Genomic DNA, 24,805 nt, shown 5'->3' with positions numbered 1-24,805 from the left:
GCAAATCTTGTTTTATGTGCTGTGTAGTATAACTTCATTTTTACGAAAACTATTAAACCACTGCATTAAGAAAAATGTGCCCGCCTGAATGTCATAGTCGGGCAGGCTTTTCCGAAGGCCTAGTCCGAAGTTACAGACCATTCATTAACTTATTTTTTGAAGTATTATATTATCAAAGTTATCTGAATGATTCAGAATCAGGCTAATATCATTATCAACTCGATAGTTCGGATTATTAGAAAAGTTCGATATTTGTTCCGTCCCTGCTACAAAGGCAAAAGCCTCTGATTTTCAGGGGCTTTTGTTTTTGCCTAAATTTTAAAAAACCTTTAACTTCCTGATATTGTATGATTTGATTGGTTCGATTCCCGTTCTATTTTATTGTAGGCAACCCATATCATTCAACTATAAAAATAGTAAAAATGGTCCGGTAATTTGTACCATTCTATCGGAAAAGACTATTTTTCTTAAGGCCTTATTACCAGTAACTTCTAATAAGTCTTAATTTCATATTTCATTTATGACCAATCCAAAAATCATTTTTGCTTGTTGTTTGTTACCTGGCAGCAATACAATATGGAGACATAAAAGAAAACTCTTTGTATTTCGGATCTACACTAAAAAACCTCCCCAATCTCGGATCATAAATCCTCGCCCCCAAATCCAATGAGTTTCCAGTGCCTTTTATGGCTGGGTCATTTTCTTTACCGTTAAAACCGAACCTATAAGCATTTGAACACCTTAAGATACATGATAACCAGTTGTTTACACTACAATGCTGCACTTCTGTGGTTTGATTTTGTTGAAACGATTTTTCTAAACTGTTTGCCGAAAGGAATGATATGTCAATTTTTAGGCAGCCCATAATGTGAGTGTAAAGTTATGGATTTTGGCAAGGTAAGGGTCCGAGTTGAAAACTCGAACCTGCAAACATACTTGGAAGAGCTGGGAACTGTTTAAGTAAAAAACATATAGCCATCTGTATCCTCAAATTCAACACCTGTTATGTTGTTTTTTGCAAATTCATCCTTTAATCGTTCTGACACATAAGTATTACTATCAATTAAGCCTATTCTAAATAAATCATAAGAATAATCCATCTGTTTAAACAAACTCAGTTTTGTTGGTTTAACAATACTCCATGATTTAATAGAATTTCTTAGTTCAAAATAATCATCTATTGATTTAAGCAATACTTCCTTACGACCTTCAGATGTTTTTAACCTGAAAACTGAATTTTCAAAATCAATGTATTCAGTTAATTCAGAGGTATAGTGCATCCAGTAATATTGAACCCTCATTTTTTTAAAATACAAACAAGCATTAAAAAGCTTATAATCCACAGTCTTAAAGTTTTCAACAATCTTGAGGAATTGAGAACTAATAATCAAACCTATTAATGAGTTCAAAAACGATGAACTAACTAAATCCGTATATTTCGAACGATTGTTTAAAAGCAATCCATCAAAATCAAAATTAATACACGGTAACTCTGAAGGGAACTTATTAGTTAACATATATGAATCAAGCTTATCTTCATCATAATCTTTTTTATGATCAATAACTTGTGGATAAATTCCAATTTCCTTGAGATTTGTACTTTCAATTAATCTATAATATTTCATTTTTAATTATTCTATAAATTCAAATTCAAATCATTAAGTTTCACTTTTGGATTCTCATCGATTACCTTAATAATATCATTATACGTACTATTCAAAAAATCATAAGCATCTTTATCTGTAAAATTTGGATTCAATTTAGAAAAATTTTCAATTTCATCAAGAACCTGTGCATCATATTTAGGTGAATGACCATGTGTCCCTGAACCGTTCTTATAAAGATATTTCTCTAATGGTATTTTATTTGCGAGTTTTCCCTCAAAGTCAAACCCTTTCCTAATTGCCGCTTTAACTACTAGGTTACTTTTAAGGTTTTTCGGAATAACATGATGCCATTCAATTTTATTTATAAAACCAGCAGTCCTTCTTGCAATCCTGTTTAATGCAGTAGTTCCTTCTGATACTCCGACAATACTGCTTAAAGCTGCCAGTTTAATCTGCTTTACCTGATTCAATGAAAATTTTCCTGCTTTAATTGCCTTCAAAAATGCTCCTCCACCGAGAGCTGATTCCGCTGCAGTCCAAATCAATGTACCATGAGCATATCCCTGAGCTCCAGACCCTTCTAACCCAGTGAATTCTTTTATATAATTTCCTAATGCTCCTTCTATCATATCTACAGCATTACCTCTAAGTTCAGAATCAGTAGCTATAGCAACGATGTTTTTCCTTAGCTCTTTTGTTCTTCGATAATCGAGAACAGCCATGCCAATGAATCCATATGGACCAGCTATCTGTGCTGCAGGAATATACTTATATAGTTCTAATGCAAATTTCGTCCCTTCAGCATAAGAATCCATTATACCTGCAAACAAACCTGCTGAATACCCATTTCTAAAACCCCACTCCTTTAGACCTGGAATAATTCCCCTACCATCATAATCAATAAAAGAGATTGGGCAATTCAGGGCATATGCATATGGGCTTGCATAAGGATATTTACTGAAATCAGGATCAACAGAAATAAACCTTGCTAGTCTTCCATCATAAATGCTCCTGGCTCCAAAGTTATAAGATAATCCAGCACCTCTAATCTCATCATCTTTTTCCATACCGTTAAAACCGAACCTATAGGTACTAACACCCTTTTTAGTAATTGGTTCCCAATTACATAGGGAGCCCAAATTTCCTTGCGGGGCGTATACGTACGGAAAAGTTGGGGAAATATGTGAGTAAGCGTAATTCATCTGTGCTTTGTGCTTTAAAGATAGCTATTTACTGTAATTTCTAACATAAATAACCGAACTAAAAGGTTCCTTTATTTGTACCATGCTCTCGGAAAAACAAACTTTTCTGAATGCATTGTGTATAAGAGACTCTTGCTCTTTATATACTATTATTATTAATGCGGTAATTCAAATTTGATCTCAGTAGGTTGCCTTGCAGAAAAGCTATACAGATTCAAAATCATACCTTTCTACACCATTGTAGTACATTTTTACATCAATATTTTCATGTCTCCATTTGCAGACTTCATTTGCTAAAGAATTTAAACTTTTTTTATTTTTTATAAGGAATTTATACTCATACTGTTTATTTGAATCAGTAAATTTAAAATAATTATTGATTCCTTGATAAGTACTTGAACTTAATGGCCCATAGGCCTGTCCTTCATATTCGTTAATCTCAAAATAAATATTCTTAAGTTCTTCTAATTTATAAATTGTTTCAACCTCATTAGATATTACAATATCTTCACTATTCAAAACAAATTCCCCAACTTCATGATAGGATGTTAACATATTAAAAAATACCCATAAAAAAATAGCTGAAAATCCTACATAAAATTGATTAGTTAGTAAGTTCATTGTAATCCAACTTGAATTAATATAACCTAGTACAAGTTCAATTAATAATGCAACAATAAATATTAAAGATAGCTTTCGTAAAATCTTTGTTGAGTAAAAGATAAATTTCTTCCTTTCAGCAATAGTAAATTTCATACTAATCATTTATTCTTGAGTTCTATCATATTGTACACTTGTTACTTGATCAACTATTAAATTTAATAATTTTCTATATGAAACAATAGCTTCTTCAGATGAATATTCTGGCATAACATTCTCTAACTGTGGTAAACCGACATTAACACCTATATCAATCAAATCACTCGTTTGTTTTGAAATTGCAGGAAAAAGTAATTGCTGTACGGCTTTATTCTTCACTAAACTTGTCACTCCACCAGTTACAACCAATGCTGCATTCATTGTTCCCATAACAGCAGTTTTGCCTGTATATTCTTCATCCTCCATATTTGTACCTGTTACATACCCCTTTATCATGTCAGCAACACTAAAAATTGGATTTGCATCACGGATCGCTTTGACAAAAAAAGGCGGTTTATGACAATCAATATTACTTCTTTCGACAAATGTGCCACCCCTCTCTATAGCTTCAAAACCTGGATCTACTTGCACTCTAATTTCTTGATTGGCATTAATCAAAATATTAACTGAAAAAGTTTGAATATTATTGACAATAATCTTAGCCTGTTCCTCAGTAAAATTTTGCAAATATGGTTTCAAGAATTTTATTGCATTAACGCCATACTGATCAACTGATGTGCTAAACTGATCTCCTTGAACTTTTTCTCCATTAAGTTGAGCAAATTCTAACCCCTCTAGTTCAACTCCATCAAGTAGTCTATTCTCACTAAATGCATAAGGTGAATTATACGCATATTTTGCAGCTAAAGGATCCACTGCAAAGAATCTACCCAACCTAGGATCATGCATTCTGTACTTATAATTGACTGAGTTTCCTTCTCCTTTGATTTCGTTGTCTTTTTCCTGCCCTTGGAACCCGAACCTATAAGTCCCTGAACACCTTAAGGCAGATGATATCCAATCATTTAAACAACAATACTGCGCTTCTGTAGATTGATGATGCAATAAATGTTTTTCTATTATCTCAAGTTTTAAGCAGCCCATAATATAAATGTAAAGTTATGGGTTTTTCATATCCTTCATTTAATTGACGAAAATATCTTTGTTTAATACTTGATTTGTTTATGATTATTGCTTTTATTTGTTCAGGTTTTGAGTTAAATTTTTTGCTCTTGCTTTAGTATTATTTAAAACAGTGAACACTACTATCGTATAGAATGCCATGTAAGGGTTCTGGCGTTCAATTCTCCATTGAAATAATCAGGGAGCGAATGGAATGTTTTGAAATGCAATCCAATTTCGAATTAACTCAAACTATTGTGACACAACATTAAGAAAATTATGCCCGCCTGAATGACATAGTCGGGCAGGCTATTTTGAAGGCAAGGTCTGAATTTATAGACAATTGTACGAGCAAAACTAATATATTCATTGAGGTGGAGATGCAATTCCAAAACAACAATTAAATATCTGTGGTTGGTTCAATATTATGCCAATATCCTTTATGATATTACTATGAGGATTGCTTGAAAAGTTCGATATTTGTCCCGTCCCTGCTACAAATTAACGCCTTTCGTGCAAACTAAGGGCGTTTTTTGTTTTTAGGAGCCGCCTGAGGGGTCATTAATGTGTTCATATAAGAGCAAACAACACTAATTTCAATCAATAATACATCTGTCAGAAAATTCACTAATGCTCTCTTGTACCCTTATACATTTAACCCGGCTGGTAATTGCTTAAAAGTAAATTAAGCCATATTATTACACACGCTCTATTTGGAGTTTTAAACTCATACGAGAGGTTAAGTCTTTCATTATTTGTACTATCTGCCAAATTCCCAATATATGTTTTTGTATCGATTTTCTATATTTCACTTCCCTTTCAAATACAATCCATACTAAAATTTAGTTTCTGCTAGTTTCAAAGATTAGAATAGTAAGTTGTCTAAAATCAAATCGGACAATGAAACCATTCCTATGTATTCCCCATTTTCTTCAACTGGAGCCATCCTGAAACCAACCTTCATCAGCAAACTTGCAACGTAGCGCACGTCCATATTAGCTTGTACGCATATAGCAGGCTTGGTCATTATCTCAAAAACATTAACCTCCTCTGATGTTTTGTCAGGAATAATTACACCTTTAATACAATCATGAACGTTCACAATTGCATAGGCATCTTGCTCGTGCCGTTTTTTAACGATTAAAGCTTCAACCTTTTCTTTACGCATTATTTCAACCGCCTCCTTGGCAGTAGCCATACCATCTACGAAAACTATCTTTTTCGTCATGACATCCTTAGCACTCTGAAAACTTCTTTTTGCATCCATGTATACTCTGTTATTTATGTTATATCCACTAATGAATTTTATTATAAAGCCATGCAATGGCTTATGCTTTCCTTGTAATGTAAATATGAGAAATCCTTTATCGATTTGCTCTAAAAATACTTGTCACGAGCCTGATCCTTGAATTTCTTCATTTGAGTATCTAAGCCCGCTATATGTTCTACTGGTAAAACAAATGCAATGCCTGTACCTGGCTTATCAAATTTGCCCGCCAACTGTATGACTTTCATAAGGTTTTCTACAACGTGTTCTTCCACAAGAAACACAATAATATCTGTTTGAGCCTCAATACTTAGTCCAAAAAAGGACTTTGCTTCATGCATTCCTGTGCCTCTGGCAGGTATAATTGTAGCTCCGGTAGCTCCCGCTTCCTTCACAGCGTCAACCACAGCATCTGTAATGTTGGGTTTGACAAAGGCCATTATTAATTTAAACTGCATCTTTATTAATTTTTATATTTAACAATCGTGATTTCAATTCCATGAATTGTGCATATCCCAAAACTGTAATAATTGGGAATAAGCTGGCAAATGCGATGAGCCCAAATCCATCAATCGCAGGGTTTCTGCCTGGTACTGTGCTTGATAGTCCTAATCCGAGTGCAGCTACCAGCGGAACAGTCACAGTTGAAGTAGTAACTCCTCCTGAATCATAGGCTAAGGCAATTAGTCTTTTAGGCGTAAAAAAAGTCTGAACGATTACAATAAGATATCCTACCATGATGTAGATAAATAAGGATGTTCCTGTAACAATTCTGAATGTTCCTAGCGCCAATGCAAAAGCTACTCCAAGCGCTACTGTAACACGAAGTCCCTTTTGACTTATTGTTCCAGCAGAAACCTCATCGGCTTTTATTGCAACAGCAATAAGTGAGGGTTCAGCAATAGTAGTAGAAAAACCTATTAATGCTGCAAAAATGTAAATCCAGTAATATGACCACCATTTTGATGGTTCACCTGATGAGATTCCGATAAAGGCTGGATCAGATAATTGAGTTGCCATGATCTTTCCAACAGGGAAAAGTGCTTTTTCTAGTCCCACCAAAAAAAATGCAAGTCCAAAAACGACTAAAACCCCTCCAAAAATCACTTTTTTAAGATGGGGTATGGATTGTTTTAGTACTACAATTTGAAAAAAAATGATCACTATTAAAATAGGCAATACATCTCGCAGTGTTGAAAGCAATACCAAAACAAAATCCATCAAAAAATCCAACATTAGTCTATATATTTCTTAAAACCAAAATAAGCCATATGCCATCACAAAAATCATTGGTAGAAGCGAAGCAAATGCAATCAGGCCAAAACCATCTGTTAACGGGCTTCTTCCTTTGATCACAGTAGCAAGCCCAACCCCTAAAGCCGTTACTAATGGAACAGTAATCGTAGAGGTAGTAACTCCTCCTGCATCGTATGCCAGACCAATAATCTCTTTTGGGGCTATTATGGTCATCAACATAACCAAAATATATCCACCGATGATTAAATAGTATAAAGGCCAGCCCTTAAGAATCCTTAATACTCCAATAACGATAGCTAAGCCAACTGAAAAAGCCACAGTCAATCGCAATCCTAAAGCATAAAAATCCATAGTTTTTTGACTGCTTTCAATTAAGCCAGCACCAGAAGTTATTATTGAAGCCTCCTTTGCCACTGCAATTAAGGCAGGTTCTGCAATCGTTGTAGAGAAACCAAGAACAAAGGAAAAAATCATTAGCCACATAAGGCTTCCTTTTTTTGCAAGTGCGAAAGCCATCGACTCACCAATTGGAAATAAACCAATCTTCAAGCCTTCTACGAATAGCATCAACCCCACTATTACAAACAGGAAACCGAATATTACTTCTCCAATTTGAGGAAATGGCTTTTGAATAACAACAAGCTGAAAAAAAACAACTACCACTATTATCGGAATCATATCCATAAGTGCAAGTTTTAATTTCTGTAGTACAGCAAGGATGAATTGTTTATATCTCACTATTTTTTTTCTGCTTAATGTGTAGCGAAGTTACATGAACCTTCAAAATGAATGAATAAATCATTACTTATTCTATTTATACGCGAAGAGATAATTGACAAAATATAGTCAGTAAGGTTATTTGCTTTTAGTATATCTTTTTTGCTCGAGCGTGCTTTATTCTGTAAATTAGGTCTAATTGTGGAAGCTCTTTGTACATTTCATATGAAGTCAAATATCCCAAATATCTACCCCAACAAACTTTGCGTGATCAATAATTAATCCCGTATCTAGAATGATATAGTTAGATATTTGTCCCGTTCTTTCTACAGAAACCGCAACTTATTTATTTACACATGGATCAAGTTACAGACTTAATTCATAGAACCAAATAGGATACATATTTTCTCAATAATAAGTAAATATTTACCTCAATTATTTGCTTATTACTGGCAAGATTTTGGCAATATGGTTTGACAATCAATCGTATCAAGTAATTTGATTATATGTATATTTTCAATCGCAATAATTTTACTGAGCTATTAGCTTTACAACCCAATGTTATTTCATAGAATTAAAATATTCAGACTCATATTTCTTATGATTATCCTTTTTGGTTATGGCGTACAAGCAAATACCATTACTGTTATTGAAGAACCATCGATACCTACAAATAATCAAGAAAATAATATGACAATAGACAATGATACTATTGATGATGATCAAATAAGTCAAACGGATGATTTTTGTTCACTGGCAAAACTTAATAGCGAAATTTCAATCTTACAGAACTACTTCTTAATTCCACAAACAAGCATCTCTATTTGGCAACCTCCTAAGATTTCCAACTAAAACTACGAATATTTCAGATTTGTATGAGCAGAAACTCATTCTACTAAATTTGAAATGAGTATCCATTTCGATGCAAATGGATGTTAATAGTTGTTTACAATAATAATACAGGAATACAACACCGATTAATCAGTATATGACAACATACCAGAAAATGAATGTATTACATCGATATTATCGAAAAGCGATGTTTTACAAATTTTTAAAGAACACAGCATTTAAAGCGGGCTTAATTATTCTTGTTTTTACAGGAGTATTATTAGTACTGGAGTATTTTTTTATCGATATCCATGCGATTCTCAATACTTTAGTTACCAGCTTTAAACCAGCAATAGTGTTTTTAGTTTTTTTAGTTTCAGAAAGTATTCTAGGCTTATTACCTCCTGAGGTATTTATTGCATGGAGTTCTAAATCGGCTAATCCCTGGTTCTTTCTAATCATTTTAGCAACATTATCATATATTGCAGGTATTTTTTCCTACTTCCTTGGTCGATATATATTTCTTATTCCTGCTATCCAAAATCATATTGAAATCAAGATTGCAAAGCATATGATAAATCTACGAAAATGGGGTGGTCTATTAGTTGTTATTGGTGCAATATCTCCCATTCCTCATTCAATTGTAAGTTTAGCTTCAGGATTAATAAAGTTTGATTTTAAAAAATATCTACTTTGGGCCTTGTTCAGGTATATTCGCTTTATAATTTATGCTCTTATAATTTTCAAACTGTTGTAAAACAATGATATCATTTTTTCATTGAATTTCTATTAAAGTAAACTGAAAACATGGAAATATCCAAAAGCACGAAAAAATCCAGAATACTATCCTTTGTTGAAAAGAGAGGGAATGCACTTCCTCATCCGGCAAGTTTATTTGGAATACTTGCATTAATTGTTTTGCTATTATCAGTAATTGGATATTACTTAGGCTGGAATGCTTTACATCCGGCAACTGGAGAAACTATAAATACAATCAATCTGCTTTCAAAAGAAGGATTTCATAAAATTCTTTTGGAAATGGTTGAAAACTATACTGGATTTGCTCCATTAGGAATTGTTATGGTTGCCTTATTGGGAATTGGAATAGCTGAAAGCAGTGGATTAATTAGTGCAGCTATCAGGTTGATGATCATAAAATCACCAACTAAAATTATAACTTTTGTAGTTGTTTTAGCAGGTATACTCTCAAATATTGCCTCAGATCTTGGCTATGTACTTATTATCCCATTGGGAGCAATCATCTTTCAATCTGTTGGCCGACATCCCATTGCTGGAATGGCAGCTGCATTTGCAGGCGTTTCAGGTGGCTTTAGTGCTAATTTATTCATTGGAACAATTGACCCATTGCTTGCTGGTATATCAACAGAAGCTGCAAATATTATAGACAAGGATTACTATGTTTTACCAACAGCCAATTACTATTTCATGGTTGCATCCACATTCATTCTTGCATTTGCTGGCACATGGGTAACAAACAAATTTGTTGAACCTCGACTAGGCAAATATTCTGGAGAGGTGAAGGCCGATAAACTTGAAAAGCTTTCAGCCAAGGAAAAGAAAGGTCTGAAGATAGTGGGTATTGTAACAATATTCTTTATCCTTTTAATTGCTGCAGGTCTTTATCCTGAAAATGGTTTGCTTAGAGGACCTGATAATTCTATATTCAAATCTCCTGTTTTAAAAGGCTTCATTGCAATTTTATTTATTATTGCTTCTATTTTGGGGATAGTTTATGGTTTTATAACTGGGAATTTTAAATCTGATTCTGATGTTGTTAAAGGGATGGTCGACAACTTCAAAACTTTAGCAGCATTTTTGGTACTCGTATTCTTTGCAGCACAATTTGTTGCTTATTTCAAATGGAGTAATCTGGGGCTAATTCTTGCTGTTAGCGGTGCAGAATTCATTCAAAGCCTGGATATTGGCCTAATTCCGCTTGCAATTTCATTCATAATTCTTTCTGGAATTATCAATATGTTTATGGGCAGTGCTTCCGCAAAATGGGCTATTTTGGGTCCCGTATTTATTCCTATGTTTATGCTCCTTGGTTACTCACCTGAATTATCTCAAGTTGTTTTCAGAATTGGTGATAGCGTTACAAATATCATATCTCCAATGATGAGTTTCTTTGCTCTGATAATAGTGTATTTTGAAAAATATGATAAAAAAGCAGGAATTGGAACTTTAATATCAACCATGCTTCCTTATTCTTTAGCATTTTTTGTTTTATGGTCTCTATTACTTATTGGATGGATATTACTCAAATTGCCATTGGGTCCTGGGGCAGGACTGTTTTATGGCTAAGAATTCAAAAAAATATGTTCTAAATGATTGTTTGTAAATACAATTAGATGCAAAATGAAATATGATTCAGCTGAATTAAACTCATTATTTCAGTGGCCGCTTTTTTATCATCCCTCCTTTTGCATCTTTTATGCTATGCATCACAATAAATGCATCTTCATCAATTTTGTCGATTTCTGTGTGGAGTTTTGCTAACTCCAAGCGGGTTATTAAGGTATAAACAATGTCAATTGGTTGCAAGTCTTTACCTTCTTTGGCAAATCCTTTTTTGCCAAAGTAAATTGTACAGCCACGACCTAGTTTTTCGGTAATAGCCAACCTGATTTCTTCATTTTTTTCAGATATTATTGTTATTCCTAAATATTCTTCTATTCCAGACACAACAAAATCAACAGTTTTTGATGCAGACAAATAGGTCAGCATGGCATATAGGGAAATCTCAATTGAGAACACATAAGCTGCAGCCATAAAAATAAGCACATTAAAAACAAGGATTACATCACCAATGGTCATTGAAGTTTTTTTGCTAATAAAAACTGCTAAAACTTCCGTTCCATCAATTACAGAACCTCCTCGAATGGATAATCCAATTCCCAATCCAAGAAAGAAACCACCAAACACAGCAATTAAAAGTTTATCAGCAGTTATTATTGGCATGTGAATAAAATGAACAGAAATAGCCAAAAGAATAATGGCCAGCATGCTTCTTAAAGCAAATTTTCTACTGATGGTAGAAAATGCCATGATGATAAAAGGAATATTTACCAAGACTAATAAAACGGACAAAGGAACTCCGGTTAACTCAGTAAGAATAAGCGAAATACCTGTAACACCACCATCAATAAACATATTGGGAAGTAAAAATCCATTTAACCCAACACAAGCTGATAGAATTCCTAAAGCTATAAAAAAACTATCGCGAACTAAATGTTTGAGCTCCACTTTTACTTTTGTGACTTCTTTTTCATATTGCTTAACAGGAAGTTTTTGGTTCTTCTGCTTAATTTTTCTTTTAATCGTTTCTGTAACGATGTATTGATATACTGGATTCATTATTCAAGTGATATTAGTTGAACAAAAACGTATGCTCATTATAATTCATTTTAGCCTTTATTTTCCAAAATTAGAGATTTATAAGTTCAATTTTCTCTTTTAACAATTTTAATTATCCATAAATGCTTTGTTCTACAATGGAAATAACCACAAAAAGTATCCTCCCCTTCACTGTTGCAAGCGTCCACATGTGCCTGAATCATTCTTAGAATTTCCTAATGTGTAATTTAATTAAACTGCGTTCTATACACAATCAATTTTACCTATTTATTAGTGTGCCATACGGCTACCATATTTATCAAATTGGCACATCAATAACCATTTCAGTAATTTATTATCGTGCCATATTAGCAATTTATTTGTATTTTTGGCACATCAATAAATATTCAAGAAAAGCAAAATCATGTCGAGAACAATAGTAGGAAGAGCATATGAGCAGCAAGTTTTAACCGACTCACTAGCAAGCCAAAGATCAGAACTGCTCGCTATTTATGGAAGGAGAAGAATTGGAAAAACCTACTTAATTAGAGAATTTTTTGACAATAAAATTATGTTTAGTTTTACTGGATTAAGCACTGGAAAAAGAGCAGATCAAATAAAAAACTTCATACTTAAACTAAATGAAGTAACGAATGATTTTAAAGATCAGAATCAACCAACTGATTGGCTGGAAGCATTTAGTTATCTCAAAACATTCCTTAAAAGGATTAAAGAATCAAAGAAGAAAAAGGTAATATTTATCGATGAATTTCCTTGGGTGGATTCACACAAATCTGGCTTCTTATCTGCATTTGAAAACTTCTGGAATGACTACTGTACCACAAGAAACGACTTGCTAGTAGTTGTATGTGGATCAGCAGCTTCATATATGGTCAAAAAAATTATTAATAATTCAAAAGGACTCAGTAAAAGAATAACACAAACAATTAAGCTTAAGCCATTCAATCTGCAAGAAACTCAAGCCTTCTTCAAGTATAAGAGAATCCCGATGGAAGAGTATGAAATATTGAAGATTTATATGGTATTAGGGGGTGTTGCTGAATATCTGGAGCACGTAAAAGCTGGAGAGTCAGCTGTAATAACAATAGATCGCTTATGCTTTCAACATGGTGCATACCTGGAAGATGAATACGATGAAGTATTTAAATCTTTATTCAATGAAAATTCATTTCACCAAAAAATAGTGAATACCCTGGCAAAAAATAAGAAAGAAGGGATTAGTAGAGACGAAATCTTGAAAGAATTAAAGATTTCATCAGGCGGAAGGTTTTCCGATTCTCTCGATGAATTGATACTTTCAGGTTTCGTATTAAAATACGATGGGTATAAAAACGACATAAAAACGACACTATATCGAATCTACGATGAATTCTGTTTGTTCTACCTTCAGTTTATGAGACCATATAAAGGGTCAAAATGGATACAAATTTTTCAAAAGCAAGAGTACAAATCATGGTGTGGTTATGCCTTTGAAACAATTTGTTTAAAACATTACAAAGAAGTAAAAAAAGCATTGAAATGCAACCAAATTGAATCCAAAAACTATAGTTGGCATAACCCTAAAGCACAAGTAGATTTGGTTATTGATCGAAATGATGATGTTGTGAATTTGTGCGAAATTAAGTTTTATAATAATGAATTTTCACTTGATTCCAACTACTTACAAGGACTTAGAAATAGGGAAAATCAATTTAGAGCATCTACAAAAACGAAGAAAGGGATTAATACAGTAATGATTACAACTTGGGGGGTAAAATCAAATCAGTATAGCCTGGCAATAGTTACAAACAACTTAACGATGAAATGCTTGTTTGAGTCGATGTGAAAGGCTTTAGAAACTAAACATAATGGGATTAAGTCACAGACTTAATCCAGAGAGAGGAAATAATATGCTTAATAGTGCAGTATACTAAATGCATTAGCAATATACTATGATAGAATGTCCTATCATTTTGCTTATCTTCTTAAGCTATGAAAAAGGTGCAATCCAGAAGAAAATTCATTATAAAATCAATATTTGGAGCTATTCCATTGTTTTTGTTAGGAATAAGCAGCTATGGAAAAGCCATCCGTAAACCTTTTTTACATTTATCTAGACTTTCAAATAAAGCGTTTATGAGCAATGACATAATTATCAAAACCCGTCCATTGGGATTTCAATGGGAAACTGCGAATCCATTTTTGTTTTGTGTGCATCACGAAGACTTCTATCCGAAAGGGAATAAAGATTTCGGCCCTGATGCTTCATTGGCTGGTCGAAATATTGGAAATGATTTTGAAGTCAAAGATGGTTGGCGCATGTATCATGGAGATACAGTTCCTGGTTTTCCTGTTCACCCCCATCGAGGTTTTGAAACGATAACTGTTGTTAGGGAGGGATTTGTTGATCATGCGGATTCAATGGGTGCTGCCGGTCGCTATTCAGCAGGCGATGTTCAATGGATGACTGCAGGCAAAGGCATACAACATGCTGAAATGTTTCCTTTGTTAAACATGGATAAAGATAATAAGTTAGAACTTTTTCAGATTTGGCTAAACCTACCAAAAAAAGACAAATTTGTGGATGCTCATTTTAAAATGCTATGGGCTGACGATATTCCAATATATAGTTCAGAAGATAAAGCAGTTGAAGCGTTGGTAATTGCAGGGAGTTTGTATGGAATAAAAGCACCAGCTTCTCCTCCCAATTCTTGGGCTGCCAATCCTGACAATCATGTGGAGATTTATACGATAAAAATGAAAGCCAATTCCGTCTGGACGATTCCAGCTGATGAAGCTGGATTGAATCGAACTCTATTCTTTTTCCAAGGATCAAAATTAAAAGTAGCCGGTGAAAGCATTTCAGATTATCATGCCATTGAGCTCTATTCAAACAAAGTAGTTGAACTTGAAACGGGAGCTGAAGATTGTCAGCTATTATTCCTTCAAGGAAAACCCATTGATGAACCAGTGGTGCAATACGGCCCCTTTGTGATGAATACCAAGGCCGAAATTCAACAAGCTTATACAGATTATCAAAGCACACAATTTGGCGGTTGGCCTTGGGATAGTAAAGATCCCGTGCATGGAAAAGAGAAAAAACGCTTTGCGAAACATGCGGATGGGAAGATAGAGCAAAAAGAGTAAGTTGCAAACTTTAAATAATCTGGCGGCTTTATCAAAAGTCCTTCAGACCGTCATTCTCGCGCCATGCCTGACGGCAGGCAGGAAAGCGGCAATCCCTAAGTTGTTGATTATGAGATTCCCATTTTCATGGGAATGACGCCACAGGATAAAATTTATGACTTTTGAGACAGCCTCTTTTGATTTCATGAAAGTTTCTAATTTAATAATTGGATAACTGGATCAAGTCACAGACTTAATCCACAGAAGAGCCATTTTTATTCATGTGCCTATCGGCCCAATTACCCGGCTTAAAACTTTGTTTTCGTTGTGAGGGTTTGTTGCTAAAATTTAATCCTTTCAAATATGTTTCACGATTTTCTTCCACCATGGCTTTTCGGATTTTATATTCCAATACCAAAGAATTGCACATATATTGCGCAGCTTTAAATACCCGATATTCAAATCTTTCCATAAAATTAACTAAATAAAGATCGCCTTCCTTTCGTATATAGGCATTGATTTTATGTTTATTACATGCTTTAATAATTGTATCGGCTTCCTGTTTATTCATGATGAGATTCTAATCAAATTTTGTAAACCTAAATTATATAAATTCAGTTTAAAGTGGACGATATTATTTTGATTTTTTCTCAAAACATGTTGTAAATTAGGATGTGTTATCAGTTCTATATGAAAGCTATTATAACCATTATCATATGCTCATTGTTTGCTCTTTTTTGTTGCACTTCCTGCAATTTAACTGATAGCTATTTTCGAATCCAGGAAAAAAGCCTGCAAAAAATGGGTTTCCAAAAACATATATTCGAACAGGAAGATTTGACGCTTTCATACAGTATAGGTGGAGAAGGTGAAACTTTGTTATTAATTCATGGTTTTGGTGGAGAAGGAGATGTAACCTTTATCAGGCAACTACCTTATTTTGCTAAATCGTATCAGGTAATTGTGCCTGACCTTCTGTGGTTTGGAGAAAGTAATTCAAGCAAAACGCCCTCGCTAAATGCACAAGCTGAAGCAATCATACAATTGCTCGATAGCTTGAATATTGACAAAATGCATATTGTAGGCTTATCTTATGGTGGTTTTGTTTGCTTTGAATTGTATAGAACCCATAAGGAAAGAATCCAATCAGTTGTGATTGTTGATAGTCCTGGACCCAGTTTTAACCTCAACTATTTAGATGAATTTCTAGATAAAAATGGTGTAAAAGCTGCATCTGATTTATTTGTACCAAAAAATGCAGAAGAACTTCAGCGTTTAATGGACATAGTCATGTATCGTGATATCAAACTACCTGCTTCTATTTTGCAAAACCTCTTTGATAAATATTGGTCACGTTTTCAGAAAGAACAAACCATCCTATTAGAAGAATTACCTGAAAACAAAGTAACATTCAATGAGTTTACCGATTACGATCAAGATGATTTTTTAGTAATTTGGGGTAAAAATGATGAAGTTTTTCCTTATCAATCAGGATTGGATTTAGCTAAATTCCTGAATTGCGATATTATTGCATTTAATCGTAGCGGCCACATTGTGAGTGTTGATAAAGCAAGAAAATTTAATCACGCTTTAAGCCAGTTTCTTAATAGAGAGTTGAAAAATAATTAGCGTAAGTAAAAGCCAATACCACCATCAAGCACAATAATTTGCATGTTATCCTGCACAGTGCTTCCATTAAAAATCCCATTAAAAGCTGGACCAATATAAAAATAAGTATTTTTCGTTAACAGCTTTTGGTAATAAATGCCAAGCCCAATATTCATCCCCAGCATGGGATTGGTTTTATCGGGTAAAATAGAACCTCCCAAACGACCTCTGAATTCAAGATAGCGGTCGGCTGCCAATTCATGTACATACGAAAATGAAAAGCCTCCGGTACCCACCAATTGACCATGATAGAGATCGAGACGAGCAAAAATACCGAAGGGAACCGTTTTGGTTAAGTTATAGTCCAATTCAACACCAACACCTATTCCGATCCCTTGATTAGCTCCAAAAGCATAGCCAAGGCCACCATTCAAGCCATACTTCATCATATTGGCATCTTGTGCCCGAACACTTGACATTATACATACAAGAGCTGTTAGAAGAATTAACTTTTTCATCTGTTTATAATTGTTTTTTAGTTGTCAGATGGAACTCGCATTATAATCATTCCTATGTGTGAGAAATTTTTTACTCATGCTTGTTTCATATGTCTATATTTAAATTTAAAAGGTCACATGGAACTCGCATTATAATCATTCAGCAATCTCTTCGATTTCTGCAAGCACATCATATTTATCAAATTCTGTTGAAGCATATTTTACCAGACAGTTTACTATTTGAACAACTATTTCTGGTTTATAATGAAGCACAATGGCAAATTTTCTGCACATTTTTATTTCTTCCTCAAGAATTTTTCCGTCTACCAACAACATGGCAACCAAATCCTTTAAGAGTTCCAGACGTGCATCTTTGCTGGCAGGAGCATGAAATACATAATGTTTTGGATGATCCAGGATGTTTTTTATTTCATCTTCTGTTGTAAACAGCTTTTCGCCAACACGTAATAAAAACGCATATTCACTATCGTCCATTTTTCCATCAGCCATGGCTATAGAAATCAGGTTTTCAAAATAACTTTTAACATGTTTATGTGATCCGTTTTCGTATGATCGTAAGAAGTTCATAGGTTACTTATATTTGGGATTTGTTAGTAAACAAAATTACACTTTAACAAACTATTCTCAAAAACATGCTATATATTTATCTGGTAAATTTTAATAATCACAATCACTGCCATTATTCAGGATTCCTTTTAAAACGACAATTCAATAATTTCTAAGAGAGAGATTTACTAAATAATTAGTTCAAAACAGGATGGTAATTTGATTGTGAGTGTATCAAAAACTTTAAGAATAATTCATTTATCTTTGAGTATATGAATAAGGGATAAATCAAATCCATATAAGCAGATATTAAAATATTTTATTATGTTGAAAGTCAAAGTGAATGGAGAAAAAGAAACAATCATCAATTTTGATGATGATTCACTGAAATCCGGGAAAATTGGAAATAAGAAATTCAATTGGGATCTCAAACTTATTGACAAAGAATGTAGTTACTATCATATTATCAAGGATAATTTATCGTATAACACCTCTGTGCTGGATTTTGACCCTGAAACAAAATCATTTGTCATTAGCGTTCGTGGCAATGTTTATAAAGTTAGCGTTAAAGATGAGTACGATGAACTACTGACAAATTTGGGTATCGATGTAGCTGCTACAAAAAAAGCAAGCGATGTAAAAGCACCTATGCCTGGTTTGGTTAAAGAAATTCAGGTTAATGCAAACGATGAAGTTGTTATTGGACAATCTCTTTTTGTGCTTGAAGCAATGAAAATGGAGAATATTATCAAATCTCCAGTGGATGGTGTTATTAAAAGTATCGAGGTAAAGCAGGAAACAGCTGTTGAAAAAAACCAGGTATTGCTGAAATTCAAATAGTTATTGACTTTCTTGCACTAACTTCTATTTCTCTTCCAACTTGTTTGCTTGTCACTACTAATGCTTTCAACTACCTTAGCATTTTTGGTATCAGCAATTATTTTAGCCGCTAACAAAGCTGCAATTTCTTGCTCCTCAACAATGTTTTTATCCATTTTATCCGGATTAAAATAATTAGCCACAAAATGCGTATCAAAATTGCCTGATTGAAATGCCTCATGTTCCATAACAAATCGACAAAATGGAAGCGTGGTTTTTACACCTGAAATCCGATATTCCTCAATGGCTCTTTGCATACGAAAAATAGCTTTATCTCTCGTTTTACCGAAAGAAATCAATTTTGCAATTAAAGGATCATAATAAATGGAAACTTCCATGCCTTCTTCATACCCATCATCAACACGTATACCTTTACCTTGTGGTGGAATATATGTATTGAGTGTTCCTACAGCCGGAAGAAAATTATTACGGGGATCTTCTGCATAAATTCGAGCTTCAATTGCATGCCCTTTAATGGTAATATCACCTTGGCTATAACCTAATTCTTCACCACGGGCAATCCGAATTTGCTCTTTTACTAAATCAATGTGACAAATGTATTCAGTAACCGGATGCTCAACCTGTAAACGAGTATTCATTTCAAGGAAATAAAAATTGAGTTTATCATCAACTAAAAACTCAACTGTGCCTGCTCCAACATAATCGCATGCTCTGGCAACAGCAATTGCAGCTTTACCCATTTTTCTTCTTACTTCTGGTGTAAGAATTGCCGAAGGGGCTTCTTCAATTACTTTTTGATGCCTTCGTTGAATGGAACATTCTCTTTCGTTTAAATGAATAATGTTACCATAATTATCTGCTAAAATTTGAATTTCAATATGACGAGGAGACGCAATGTATTTTTCAATAAAAACAGAACCATCACCAAATGCATTGGTAGCCTCACTTACAGCTAGTTTCATTTGTTCTTCAAAGGATTCCACATCTTCAACTATGCGCATACCTTTGCCACCGCCACCTGCTGCAGCTTTAATTAAAATCGGAAATCCAATTTTAGCTGCTATTTTTTTTGCTTCATCTATATCACCAATCGCATAGTCAGTTCCCGGAACCATAGGGATATTGTAATCTTTAACTGCATCTTTAGCTGCTAATTTATTTCCCATCATTTCGATGGCTTTTGGATTTGGTCCAATAAATTTTATTCCTTCAGCTTCTACCAATTTAGCAAATTCAGCATTTTCAGATAAGAAACCATAACCCGGGTGAATCCCATCTACCTTTAAATCTTTACAAATCTTTAAAATTTTATCAATTCTTAGATAAGAGTCCTTGGATGGAGCTGGCCCAATACAAACAGCTTCGTTTGCATACCGTACATGGGGTGCCAATCGGTCAACTTCAGAATAAATTGCTACTGTTTTAATACCCATTTCCTTTGCTGAACGCATAACTCTGAGTGCAATTTCTCCTCTATTGGCAACAAGAATCTTTTCCATTATTCAGTGTATTATATTATTTAATTATCAGAATAAGCTAAATAGTAATCGATTCAAATATACTGTATGTCGGTCGAATTCTTTACTTTTGCAGGCATATATATTGATATTAAAATATGACAAGATAAACATTCATTTATGAGCAAATATCAACAACTAGACGAAAAAAGAAATGAAGCCCTAAAAGGTGGTGGAGAGAAAAGAATAGAATCTCAACACAAAAAAGGAAAACTAACTGCACGAGAAAGAATTCATTTCTTATTGGATGAAGGTTCATTTCAAGAAACAGGTATGTTGGTTCAGCACCGATCAAATCAGTATGGCTTGGAAAAGCAAAAATTCCTTGGTGATGGGGTAATTACTGGTTATGGAAATATCAATGGACGATTGGTTTATATTTTTTCTCAGGACTTCACCGTGTTCGGGGGATCGTTGGCCGAAAAACATGCAGAGAAAATTGTCAAAATCATGGATCTTGCCATGAAAAATGGGGCTCCAGTTATTGGTTTAAATGATTCAGGTGGCGCCCGAATTCAAGAAGGAATAGTTTCATTAGGAGGTTATGCCGATATATTTTATAGAAACACTCGTGCTTCTGGTGTAATTCCTCAGATATCATCCATTATGGGTCCTTGTGCCGGAGGAGCCGTTTATTCTCCAGCAATAACCGATTTTATTATGATGGTTGATAGTTCATCTCATATGTTTGTTACTGGCCCTAATGTGGTTAAAACAGTTACACATGAGGAAGTCACTTTTGAAGAATTAGGTGGAGCATTTACACATGCATCCAAATCTGGAGTTTGCCACTACACTTCAGCTAATGAAATGGAAGCTATTGAAAATATCAAGAAGCTACTGAGTTATATTCCTCAAAATTGTGAAGAAAACCCACCCTCACTAGAATACAAATCTGATGATTCGGAGTTTGTAATGGATTTAGACTCCATTCTTCCTGACAATGATAATCAGCCTTACGATATAAAAGAAGTGATTGAGAAGGCAATTGATGATGACAGTTTTTTCGAAATTCATAAAGATTATGCTGAGAATATTGTCGTTGGCTTTGGACGACTTGCAGGAAAAAGCATTGGTATTGTTGCCAATCAGCCAGCAAGTTTAGCAGGTGTATTGGACATTGATGCTTCCAAAAAAGGAGCTCGTTTTGTTCGTTTTTGCGATTCATTTAACATCCCACTTTTAGTTTTAGTTGATGTTCCGGGCTTTTTACCTGGAACCGATCAGGAATGGAATGGCATTATTACCAATGGAGCAAAATTGCTGTATGCTTTTTCTGAAGCAACGGTTGCCCGCGTTTCTGTAATCACCCGTAAAGCTTTTGGTGGTGCATATGATGTGATGAATTCCAAACATATTGGAGCAGATATGAATTTTGCCTGGCCAAATGCATCGATAGCTGTTATGGGACCAAAAGGAGCAGCTGAAATTATTTTCAGAAAGGAAATAGCTGATGCTGAAAAACCGGAGGAAAAACTTTTAGAAAAAGAAGCTGAGTATACAACAGAATTTTTACATCCTTATCGTGGTGCTGCTCATGGTTATATTGATGAAGTGATTAAACCACACGAAACTAGAGATCGCTTAATTCGGGCATTCAAAATGCTTGAGAATAAAGTAGACACTTTGCCTCGTAAAAAACACGGAAATATTCCATTGTAATATGAAGCCGACTTAAAAGTCGGCTTTTTTTTTGCCAAAAAAAAATCTACTCAGCTATAGCTTCTTCGCCATTGAGTATTTCCAATACCAAATCCAGAGCAGATTGAACGTCCATGTTTTTTGTCTTTTCCTTTAAGACTTCTATTTTAGAGATCATCTCATGGAAATTGGCCTCAGGAAAAACCTTGATCAAAATCGGGAAATAGATTTCAATGCCTTCAGCATAAAGCTTCAATGCCTCTGGAGTTAAAGCATCTTCATGATTAATAAAATCCAAGTATAACAGATAATTTCCAACAATAGTATTTGCATTGCCTCTGGTTACTCTTAATACACTCGGATCATCAGGACTATCAGCATTCTTAATAATTTGATCATTTCCAAGTTTGAAATAAAATCGCTGCAGAATCAAACCAAACTGGTTGATTTCAACTAATTCTTTAGGATAAACATATTTATCCTCTCTATCCAGAATACTATATAATTCATATAAGTTTTGATAACTACTAAACATTGAGGTTAAATACTCATTCCGATGATTTAGCCCTAATGCATCATCCTCAGCTACAACAGTTATATTGTTTATATCAACCAATTTCAAATACACCTCTCTTTTATCAATAGACATATAACAGGGATATAATTCACCTTCTTTGGTTTTGTACTTAATTTGGGTTATTGCATCATTATAATCATCTGCATCCCAAAATTTTTCTTGCATATGAAAGTTTGGAGATAATGCCGACTTATTCGAATTATTACATCCAACAAATAAAACAAAAAGTCCGAGAATAATAATTAAATGTGCTTTGCTTGATTTTTTCATGGTAGCTTCTTTTTTACAAAAATTGTAAGTTTATTTAAAATAAACAACTTCATTTTCATATTGTTTAGTTATTAGTAATAAACTATCAATCTTCAATTGCCATTCTTGTTGTTTTCCTAAAACATAGCTATGATAAGTTTCATCATCATATTGGGTTTGCAATTGATTTTCTTGATCTAAATATACATGCAATATGTTCTTAACTTCTTTTTTTGATGGCTTGTAATTTATTGATGTCAATTCCTTTCTAAATAGCCGTGTAATATATTCTGTGATATGAAAATGATACAATTCATGAGTTAGTAAAGGCCTGCTTATCATATTTTTATTATACACATAGGATCTGGAAGGATGAAACCTTGAAAGAATACAAATTTGGTCATCTTCATATTTTATCTGAATATCAGTTGAAATAAAAGCAAATCTTGAACTACCATGCAAACTATGGTAGGGCCTATTTAAACCTCTAAAGTCACTTAATTCTATTTCATTGAAATTAGTATGAGCTATTGGTTGACTATAATTCAACAGATTAATATCCCATAGAGTTGCTATAAACAAAACCGCAAGTGTTGTTATTATCAATATGATATTAAACACTTTCATGAAACCAAAATTTCTTGATTAAGAAGTGAGCTATTAGCGATAATAAAAAACCTGGAAGGAAAGAAAACATAAGCATTCTAATATAGATTCTGACACCAATTTGCTGCGCTTGAATCAGAACAAAAGAATTATAGAGATAGAATAGAACAAAATTGATAATCAAAAACACAAAGAGGTAAGTTACTAACAACCTGATACTTATCGTTTTATTAAGAGTGAATTTTATATTTAGATAGAAAAATAAAAATACAATTCCCACCACTAAAATGCCATAATAGAAGGATTGATAGAAATACACCATGGCTAATTTAACTAGAGCAAAAGAAAAAAATGACCAGATTAAGAGTAGTAAATAGATATGTTTATTGTATAATAGGTGCTTATGCATGTTATTATAAAAAAGCGCTCAAAACAAACTTAATAAATTTTATTCTCCGACTGCTCCTTTAAATTCAAATAGTTTTTCAATTTTTGCCCAAGCCCAAATCCTATTTTGCTCAAAAGATTCGATGTGTATTTCATCTTTAGTTTCCACATACTTCAGATAGGCATTCGCTTCTTCAATTAATAATTGGTAAATGTCAATTTGTGCTAACACCACCTGATTACCTTCCTGATCAAGAAATCCCGATTCATATAACTTACTTGTCTGATCTTTTGTTTCTTTCATGAATACAAGATATTCAGTGAGCAAATTCGTACAAAATTCCTGTGTAATTGCCTCATGAATATAGGAATCTGCAATATTACCAAGATAGACATAACTCATGTAAATGTTTTGCGAGGATAGTTTACCCATTGTTTCCAGATAGAGTTCCTTTTCTGGATTTTGTGCATGTAATGATTGTAAGCCAATGATAAGGAGTAAAACTAAGTAGAAGATTCTTTTATACATTTTCATGAAGTTTTATTATTCAAGTATCATACCTGAACAAGATAGTTCAAAAATACAAATTGCAATTGAGATTCCCTTTTAATTTCGATTCTCCTTTATCAAACAGCAATCTAATTCAAAATACATAAATTTGAATACAGCAATTAATATGTAAGCATGACCAAGCAGGAAAAAACTGAATTCAAAGTTGAAAGTGAAGATCTCTTAAAAACAATCAAAAAATTAATCAAAGAAGGGAACATCATAAAAAATGAACAAGGAAAAACATTACTCGAAATCCCTGTAACTCTTGGTATTATTGGGGCTATGTTCCTTCCTATTTTGGCAGGTGTTGGTGCAATTGCCGCTATGGCTGCCAAGTTTACAATAGAAGTAATAAAATCAGAATAGATTATTGAAAAGACAATAATTTCCCGGACTCGTTATATTGTAATATCGTTTCTTTCATGTCTAAACTCTCAACATAAATGCGATATATATTTTCCGTTTTGGGTTTTTCCGATACTGTAATTTTCACTACCTCAAATTCATTATACTTCGAGCTTTCAAAATGATTTATAATAGATTCAGGTAATTTTTCATAATCAATAACAATAGCAGTTTCTATCCATTTACCATTACTACCAAAGGTTACATCATACCATTTGTTGTCATTAAAATAG

Annotated in this window: 26 protein-coding genes; 9 read left to right on the top strand and 17 right to left on the bottom strand. The window is 33.6% G+C overall.

Going from position 1 to position 24,805, the window contains the following annotated elements; genetic code table 11:
* Positions 1-956: 956 nt before the first annotated feature.
* The 8 genes from HOG71_06585 to HOG71_06550 all read right to left on the bottom strand — a co-directional run bounded on the left by HOG71_06585 (position 957) and on the right by HOG71_06550 (position 7,778).
* Positions 957-1,625 carry a hypothetical protein gene (locus HOG71_06585; GenBank protein MBT5990503.1) on the bottom strand — a complete coding sequence of 223 codons (669 nt, stop codon included), beginning with the start codon at positions 1,623-1,625 and terminating at the stop codon, positions 957-959.
* An 11-nt stretch (positions 1,626-1,636) separates the two neighbouring features.
* Positions 1,637-2,674 carry a hypothetical protein gene (locus tag HOG71_06580; GenBank protein ID MBT5990502.1) on the bottom strand — a complete coding sequence of 346 codons (1,038 nt, stop codon included), beginning with the start codon at positions 2,672-2,674 and terminating at the stop codon, positions 1,637-1,639.
* Positions 2,675-3,013: 339 nt separating this feature from the next.
* A complete protein-coding gene (locus HOG71_06575) occupies positions 3,014-3,565 on the bottom strand; it encodes a hypothetical protein (GenBank protein MBT5990501.1) in 552 nt (183 codons plus the stop codon).
* A 9-nt stretch (positions 3,566-3,574) separates the two neighbouring features.
* A complete protein-coding gene (locus HOG71_06570) occupies positions 3,575-4,552 on the bottom strand; it encodes a hypothetical protein (GenBank protein ID MBT5990500.1) in 978 nt (325 codons plus the stop codon).
* 883 nt (positions 4,553-5,435) lie between these two features.
* Entirely contained in the window at positions 5,436-5,837 is a 402-nt protein-coding gene (locus HOG71_06565) for a CBS domain-containing protein (GenBank protein MBT5990499.1), read from the bottom strand.
* 110 nt (positions 5,838-5,947) lie between these two features.
* Positions 5,948-6,295, bottom strand: a complete 348-nt coding sequence (locus tag HOG71_06560) for a P-II family nitrogen regulator (GenBank protein ID MBT5990498.1) — start codon at positions 6,293-6,295, stop codon at positions 5,948-5,950.
* A complete protein-coding gene (locus HOG71_06555) occupies positions 6,285-7,073 on the bottom strand; it encodes a DUF1538 domain-containing protein (protein MBT5990497.1) in 789 nt (262 codons plus the stop codon). The genes HOG71_06560 and HOG71_06555 overlap by 11 nt, the downstream gene beginning before the upstream one ends.
* A 15-nt stretch (positions 7,074-7,088) precedes the next feature.
* Positions 7,089-7,778: a DUF1538 domain-containing protein gene (locus tag HOG71_06550; GenBank protein ID MBT5990496.1), complete on the bottom strand. Its 690-nt coding sequence runs from the start codon at positions 7,776-7,778 to the stop codon at positions 7,089-7,091.
* A 633-nt stretch (positions 7,779-8,411) separates the two neighbouring features.
* Between HOG71_06550 and HOG71_06545 the strand changes: the two genes are divergently transcribed.
* The 3 genes from HOG71_06545 (at position 8,412) to HOG71_06535 (ending at position 10,967) form a co-directional block, all read left to right on the top strand.
* Positions 8,412-8,663 carry a hypothetical protein gene (locus HOG71_06545; protein MBT5990495.1) on the top strand — a complete coding sequence of 84 codons (252 nt, stop codon included), beginning with the start codon at positions 8,412-8,414 and terminating at the stop codon, positions 8,661-8,663.
* Between the two features lie 154 nt (positions 8,664-8,817).
* Positions 8,818-9,399, top strand: coding sequence for a short-chain dehydrogenase (locus HOG71_06540; protein ID MBT5990494.1), 582 nt, complete (start codon positions 8,818-8,820; stop codon positions 9,397-9,399).
* A 50-nt stretch (positions 9,400-9,449) separates the two neighbouring features.
* Positions 9,450-10,967: an AbgT family transporter gene (locus HOG71_06535; GenBank protein MBT5990493.1), complete on the top strand. Its 1,518-nt coding sequence runs from the start codon at positions 9,450-9,452 to the stop codon at positions 10,965-10,967.
* Between the two features lie 84 nt (positions 10,968-11,051).
* Here HOG71_06535 and HOG71_06530 read toward each other — a convergent pair whose 3' ends face one another.
* Positions 11,052-12,020 (bottom strand): YitT family protein, encoded by a 969-nt coding sequence (locus HOG71_06530; GenBank protein ID MBT5990492.1) that lies wholly within the window; start codon positions 12,018-12,020, stop codon positions 11,052-11,054.
* Between the two features lie 403 nt (positions 12,021-12,423).
* On the opposite strand from HOG71_06530, the gene HOG71_06525 reads away from it, so the two are divergent.
* Both HOG71_06525 and HOG71_06520 read left to right on the top strand, forming a co-directional pair.
* Positions 12,424-13,845 carry an ATP-binding protein gene (locus HOG71_06525; protein ID MBT5990491.1) on the top strand — a complete coding sequence of 474 codons (1,422 nt, stop codon included), beginning with the start codon at positions 12,424-12,426 and terminating at the stop codon, positions 13,843-13,845.
* Positions 13,846-14,135: 290 nt separating this feature from the next.
* On the top strand, positions 14,136-15,146 hold the full coding sequence (locus tag HOG71_06520; GenBank protein MBT5990490.1) for a pirin family protein: 1,011 nt from the start codon (positions 14,136-14,138) through the stop codon (positions 15,144-15,146).
* A gap of 232 nt (positions 15,147-15,378) precedes the next feature.
* On the opposite strand, the gene HOG71_06515 is transcribed toward HOG71_06520, so the two are convergent.
* Positions 15,379-15,696: a hypothetical protein gene (locus tag HOG71_06515; protein ID MBT5990489.1), complete on the bottom strand. Its 318-nt coding sequence runs from the start codon at positions 15,694-15,696 to the stop codon at positions 15,379-15,381.
* A 230-nt stretch (positions 15,697-15,926) separates the two neighbouring features.
* Between HOG71_06515 and HOG71_06510 the strand changes: the two genes are divergently transcribed.
* Positions 15,927-16,754 (top strand): alpha/beta hydrolase, encoded by an 828-nt coding sequence (locus HOG71_06510; protein ID MBT5990488.1) that lies wholly within the window; start codon positions 15,927-15,929, stop codon positions 16,752-16,754.
* On the opposite strand, the gene HOG71_06505 is transcribed toward HOG71_06510, so the two are convergent.
* On the bottom strand, positions 16,751-17,251 hold the full coding sequence (locus HOG71_06505) for a hypothetical protein (protein ID MBT5990487.1): 501 nt from the start codon (positions 17,249-17,251) through the stop codon (positions 16,751-16,753). The genes HOG71_06510 and HOG71_06505 overlap by 4 nt on opposite strands.
* Positions 17,252-17,386: 135 nt before the next feature.
* On the bottom strand, positions 17,387-17,818 hold the full coding sequence (locus HOG71_06500) for a TerB family tellurite resistance protein (protein ID MBT5990486.1): 432 nt from the start codon (positions 17,816-17,818) through the stop codon (positions 17,387-17,389).
* Positions 17,819-18,121: 303 nt separating this feature from the next.
* On the opposite strand from HOG71_06500, the gene HOG71_06495 reads away from it, so the two are divergent.
* Entirely contained in the window at positions 18,122-18,637 is a 516-nt protein-coding gene (locus tag HOG71_06495; GenBank protein ID MBT5990485.1) for an acetyl-CoA carboxylase biotin carboxyl carrier protein subunit, read from the top strand.
* A gap of 17 nt (positions 18,638-18,654) precedes the next feature.
* Here HOG71_06495 and accC read toward each other — a convergent pair whose 3' ends face one another.
* Entirely contained in the window at positions 18,655-20,136 is a 1,482-nt protein-coding gene (accC, locus tag HOG71_06490) for an acetyl-CoA carboxylase biotin carboxylase subunit (protein ID MBT5990484.1), read from the bottom strand.
* Between the two features lie 138 nt (positions 20,137-20,274).
* Here accC and HOG71_06485 point away from each other — a divergent pair, with 138 nt between their 5' ends.
* Positions 20,275-21,816, top strand: coding sequence for an acyl-CoA carboxylase subunit beta (locus HOG71_06485; GenBank protein MBT5990483.1), 1,542 nt, complete (start codon positions 20,275-20,277; stop codon positions 21,814-21,816).
* Between the two features lie 46 nt (positions 21,817-21,862).
* Here the strand turns inward: HOG71_06485 and HOG71_06480 are convergent, their stop codons facing one another.
* From HOG71_06480 to HOG71_06470, 3 genes are all read right to left on the bottom strand, one after another.
* The gene (locus HOG71_06480) at positions 21,863-22,642 is read right to left on the bottom strand and encodes a hypothetical protein (protein MBT5990482.1); all 780 of its coding nucleotides are present in this window, start codon (positions 22,640-22,642) and stop codon (positions 21,863-21,865) included.
* A gap of 30 nt (positions 22,643-22,672) precedes the next feature.
* The gene (locus tag HOG71_06475; GenBank protein ID MBT5990481.1) at positions 22,673-23,248 is read right to left on the bottom strand and encodes a hypothetical protein; all 576 of its coding nucleotides are present in this window, start codon (positions 23,246-23,248) and stop codon (positions 22,673-22,675) included.
* 427 nt (positions 23,249-23,675) lie between these two features.
* Positions 23,676-24,143: a hypothetical protein gene (locus HOG71_06470; GenBank protein MBT5990480.1), complete on the bottom strand. Its 468-nt coding sequence runs from the start codon at positions 24,141-24,143 to the stop codon at positions 23,676-23,678.
* A gap of 156 nt (positions 24,144-24,299) precedes the next feature.
* Between HOG71_06470 and HOG71_06465 the strand changes: the two genes are divergently transcribed.
* Positions 24,300-24,533, top strand: a complete 234-nt coding sequence (locus tag HOG71_06465) for a DUF4342 domain-containing protein (protein ID MBT5990479.1) — start codon at positions 24,300-24,302, stop codon at positions 24,531-24,533.
* A gap of 1 nt (position 24,534) precedes the next feature.
* On the opposite strand, the gene HOG71_06460 is transcribed toward HOG71_06465, so the two are convergent.
* On the bottom strand, positions 24,535-24,805 hold a 271-nt coding region (locus HOG71_06460), incomplete at its 5' end, for a hypothetical protein (GenBank protein ID MBT5990478.1).

It is taken from the genome of Bacteroidota bacterium, from assembly GCA_018698135.1.
Taxonomy (GTDB): domain Bacteria; phylum Bacteroidota; class Bacteroidia; order CAILMK01; family JAAYUY01; genus JABINZ01.
The sequence above is the reverse complement of the archived record's forward strand: the minus strand, read 5'-3'. Positions and strand labels throughout refer to the sequence as shown.

Coding starts and splice junctions, on each gene's coding strand:
- HOG71_06540 (MBT5990494.1), top strand. CDS start 8,818: ATGAATGTATTACATCGATATTATCGAAAAGCGATGTTTTACAAATTT.
- HOG71_06545 (MBT5990495.1), top strand. CDS start 8,412: ATGATTATCCTTTTTGGTTATGGCGTACAAGCAAATACCATTACTGTT.
- HOG71_06520 (MBT5990490.1), top strand. CDS start 14,136: ATGAGCAATGACATAATTATCAAAACCCGTCCATTGGGATTTCAATGG.
- HOG71_06495 (MBT5990485.1), top strand. CDS start 18,122: ATGTTGAAAGTCAAAGTGAATGGAGAAAAAGAAACAATCATCAATTTT.
- HOG71_06500 (MBT5990486.1), bottom strand. CDS start 17,818: ATGAACTTCTTACGATCATACGAAAACGGATCACATAAACATGTTAAA.
- HOG71_06525 (MBT5990491.1), top strand. CDS start 12,424: ATGTCGAGAACAATAGTAGGAAGAGCATATGAGCAGCAAGTTTTAACC.
- HOG71_06585 (MBT5990503.1), bottom strand. CDS start 1,625: ATGAAATATTATAGATTAATTGAAAGTACAAATCTCAAGGAAATTGGA.
- HOG71_06480 (MBT5990482.1), bottom strand. CDS start 22,642: ATGAAAAAATCAAGCAAAGCACATTTAATTATTATTCTCGGACTTTTT.
- HOG71_06515 (MBT5990489.1), bottom strand. CDS start 15,696: ATGAATAAACAGGAAGCCGATACAATTATTAAAGCATGTAATAAACAT.
- HOG71_06565 (MBT5990499.1), bottom strand. CDS start 5,837: ATGGATGCAAAAAGAAGTTTTCAGAGTGCTAAGGATGTCATGACGAAA.
- HOG71_06575 (MBT5990501.1), bottom strand. CDS start 3,565: ATGAAATTTACTATTGCTGAAAGGAAGAAATTTATCTTTTACTCAACA.
- HOG71_06570 (MBT5990500.1), bottom strand. CDS start 4,552: ATGGGCTGCTTAAAACTTGAGATAATAGAAAAACATTTATTGCATCAT.
- HOG71_06505 (MBT5990487.1), bottom strand. CDS start 17,251: ATGAAAAAGTTAATTCTTCTAACAGCTCTTGTATGTATAATGTCAAGT.
- accC (MBT5990484.1), bottom strand. CDS start 20,136: ATGGAAAAGATTCTTGTTGCCAATAGAGGAGAAATTGCACTCAGAGTT.
- HOG71_06510 (MBT5990488.1), top strand. CDS start 15,927: ATGGGTTTCCAAAAACATATATTCGAACAGGAAGATTTGACGCTTTCA.
- HOG71_06580 (MBT5990502.1), bottom strand. CDS start 2,674: ATGGAAAAAGATGATGAGATTAGAGGTGCTGGATTATCTTATAACTTT.
- HOG71_06535 (MBT5990493.1), top strand. CDS start 9,450: ATGGAAATATCCAAAAGCACGAAAAAATCCAGAATACTATCCTTTGTT.
- HOG71_06470 (MBT5990480.1), bottom strand. CDS start 24,143: ATGTATAAAAGAATCTTCTACTTAGTTTTACTCCTTATCATTGGCTTA.
- HOG71_06560 (MBT5990498.1), bottom strand. CDS start 6,295: ATGCAGTTTAAATTAATAATGGCCTTTGTCAAACCCAACATTACAGAT.
- HOG71_06485 (MBT5990483.1), top strand. CDS start 20,275: ATGAGCAAATATCAACAACTAGACGAAAAAAGAAATGAAGCCCTAAAA.
- HOG71_06550 (MBT5990496.1), bottom strand. CDS start 7,778: ATGGATATGATTCCGATAATAGTGGTAGTTGTTTTTTTTCAGCTTGTT.
- HOG71_06475 (MBT5990481.1), bottom strand. CDS start 23,248: ATGAAAGTGTTTAATATCATATTGATAATAACAACACTTGCGGTTTTG.
- HOG71_06555 (MBT5990497.1), bottom strand. CDS start 7,073: ATGTTGGATTTTTTGATGGATTTTGTTTTGGTATTGCTTTCAACACTG.
- HOG71_06465 (MBT5990479.1), top strand. CDS start 24,300: ATGACCAAGCAGGAAAAAACTGAATTCAAAGTTGAAAGTGAAGATCTC.
- HOG71_06530 (MBT5990492.1), bottom strand. CDS start 12,020: ATGAATCCAGTATATCAATACATCGTTACAGAAACGATTAAAAGAAAA.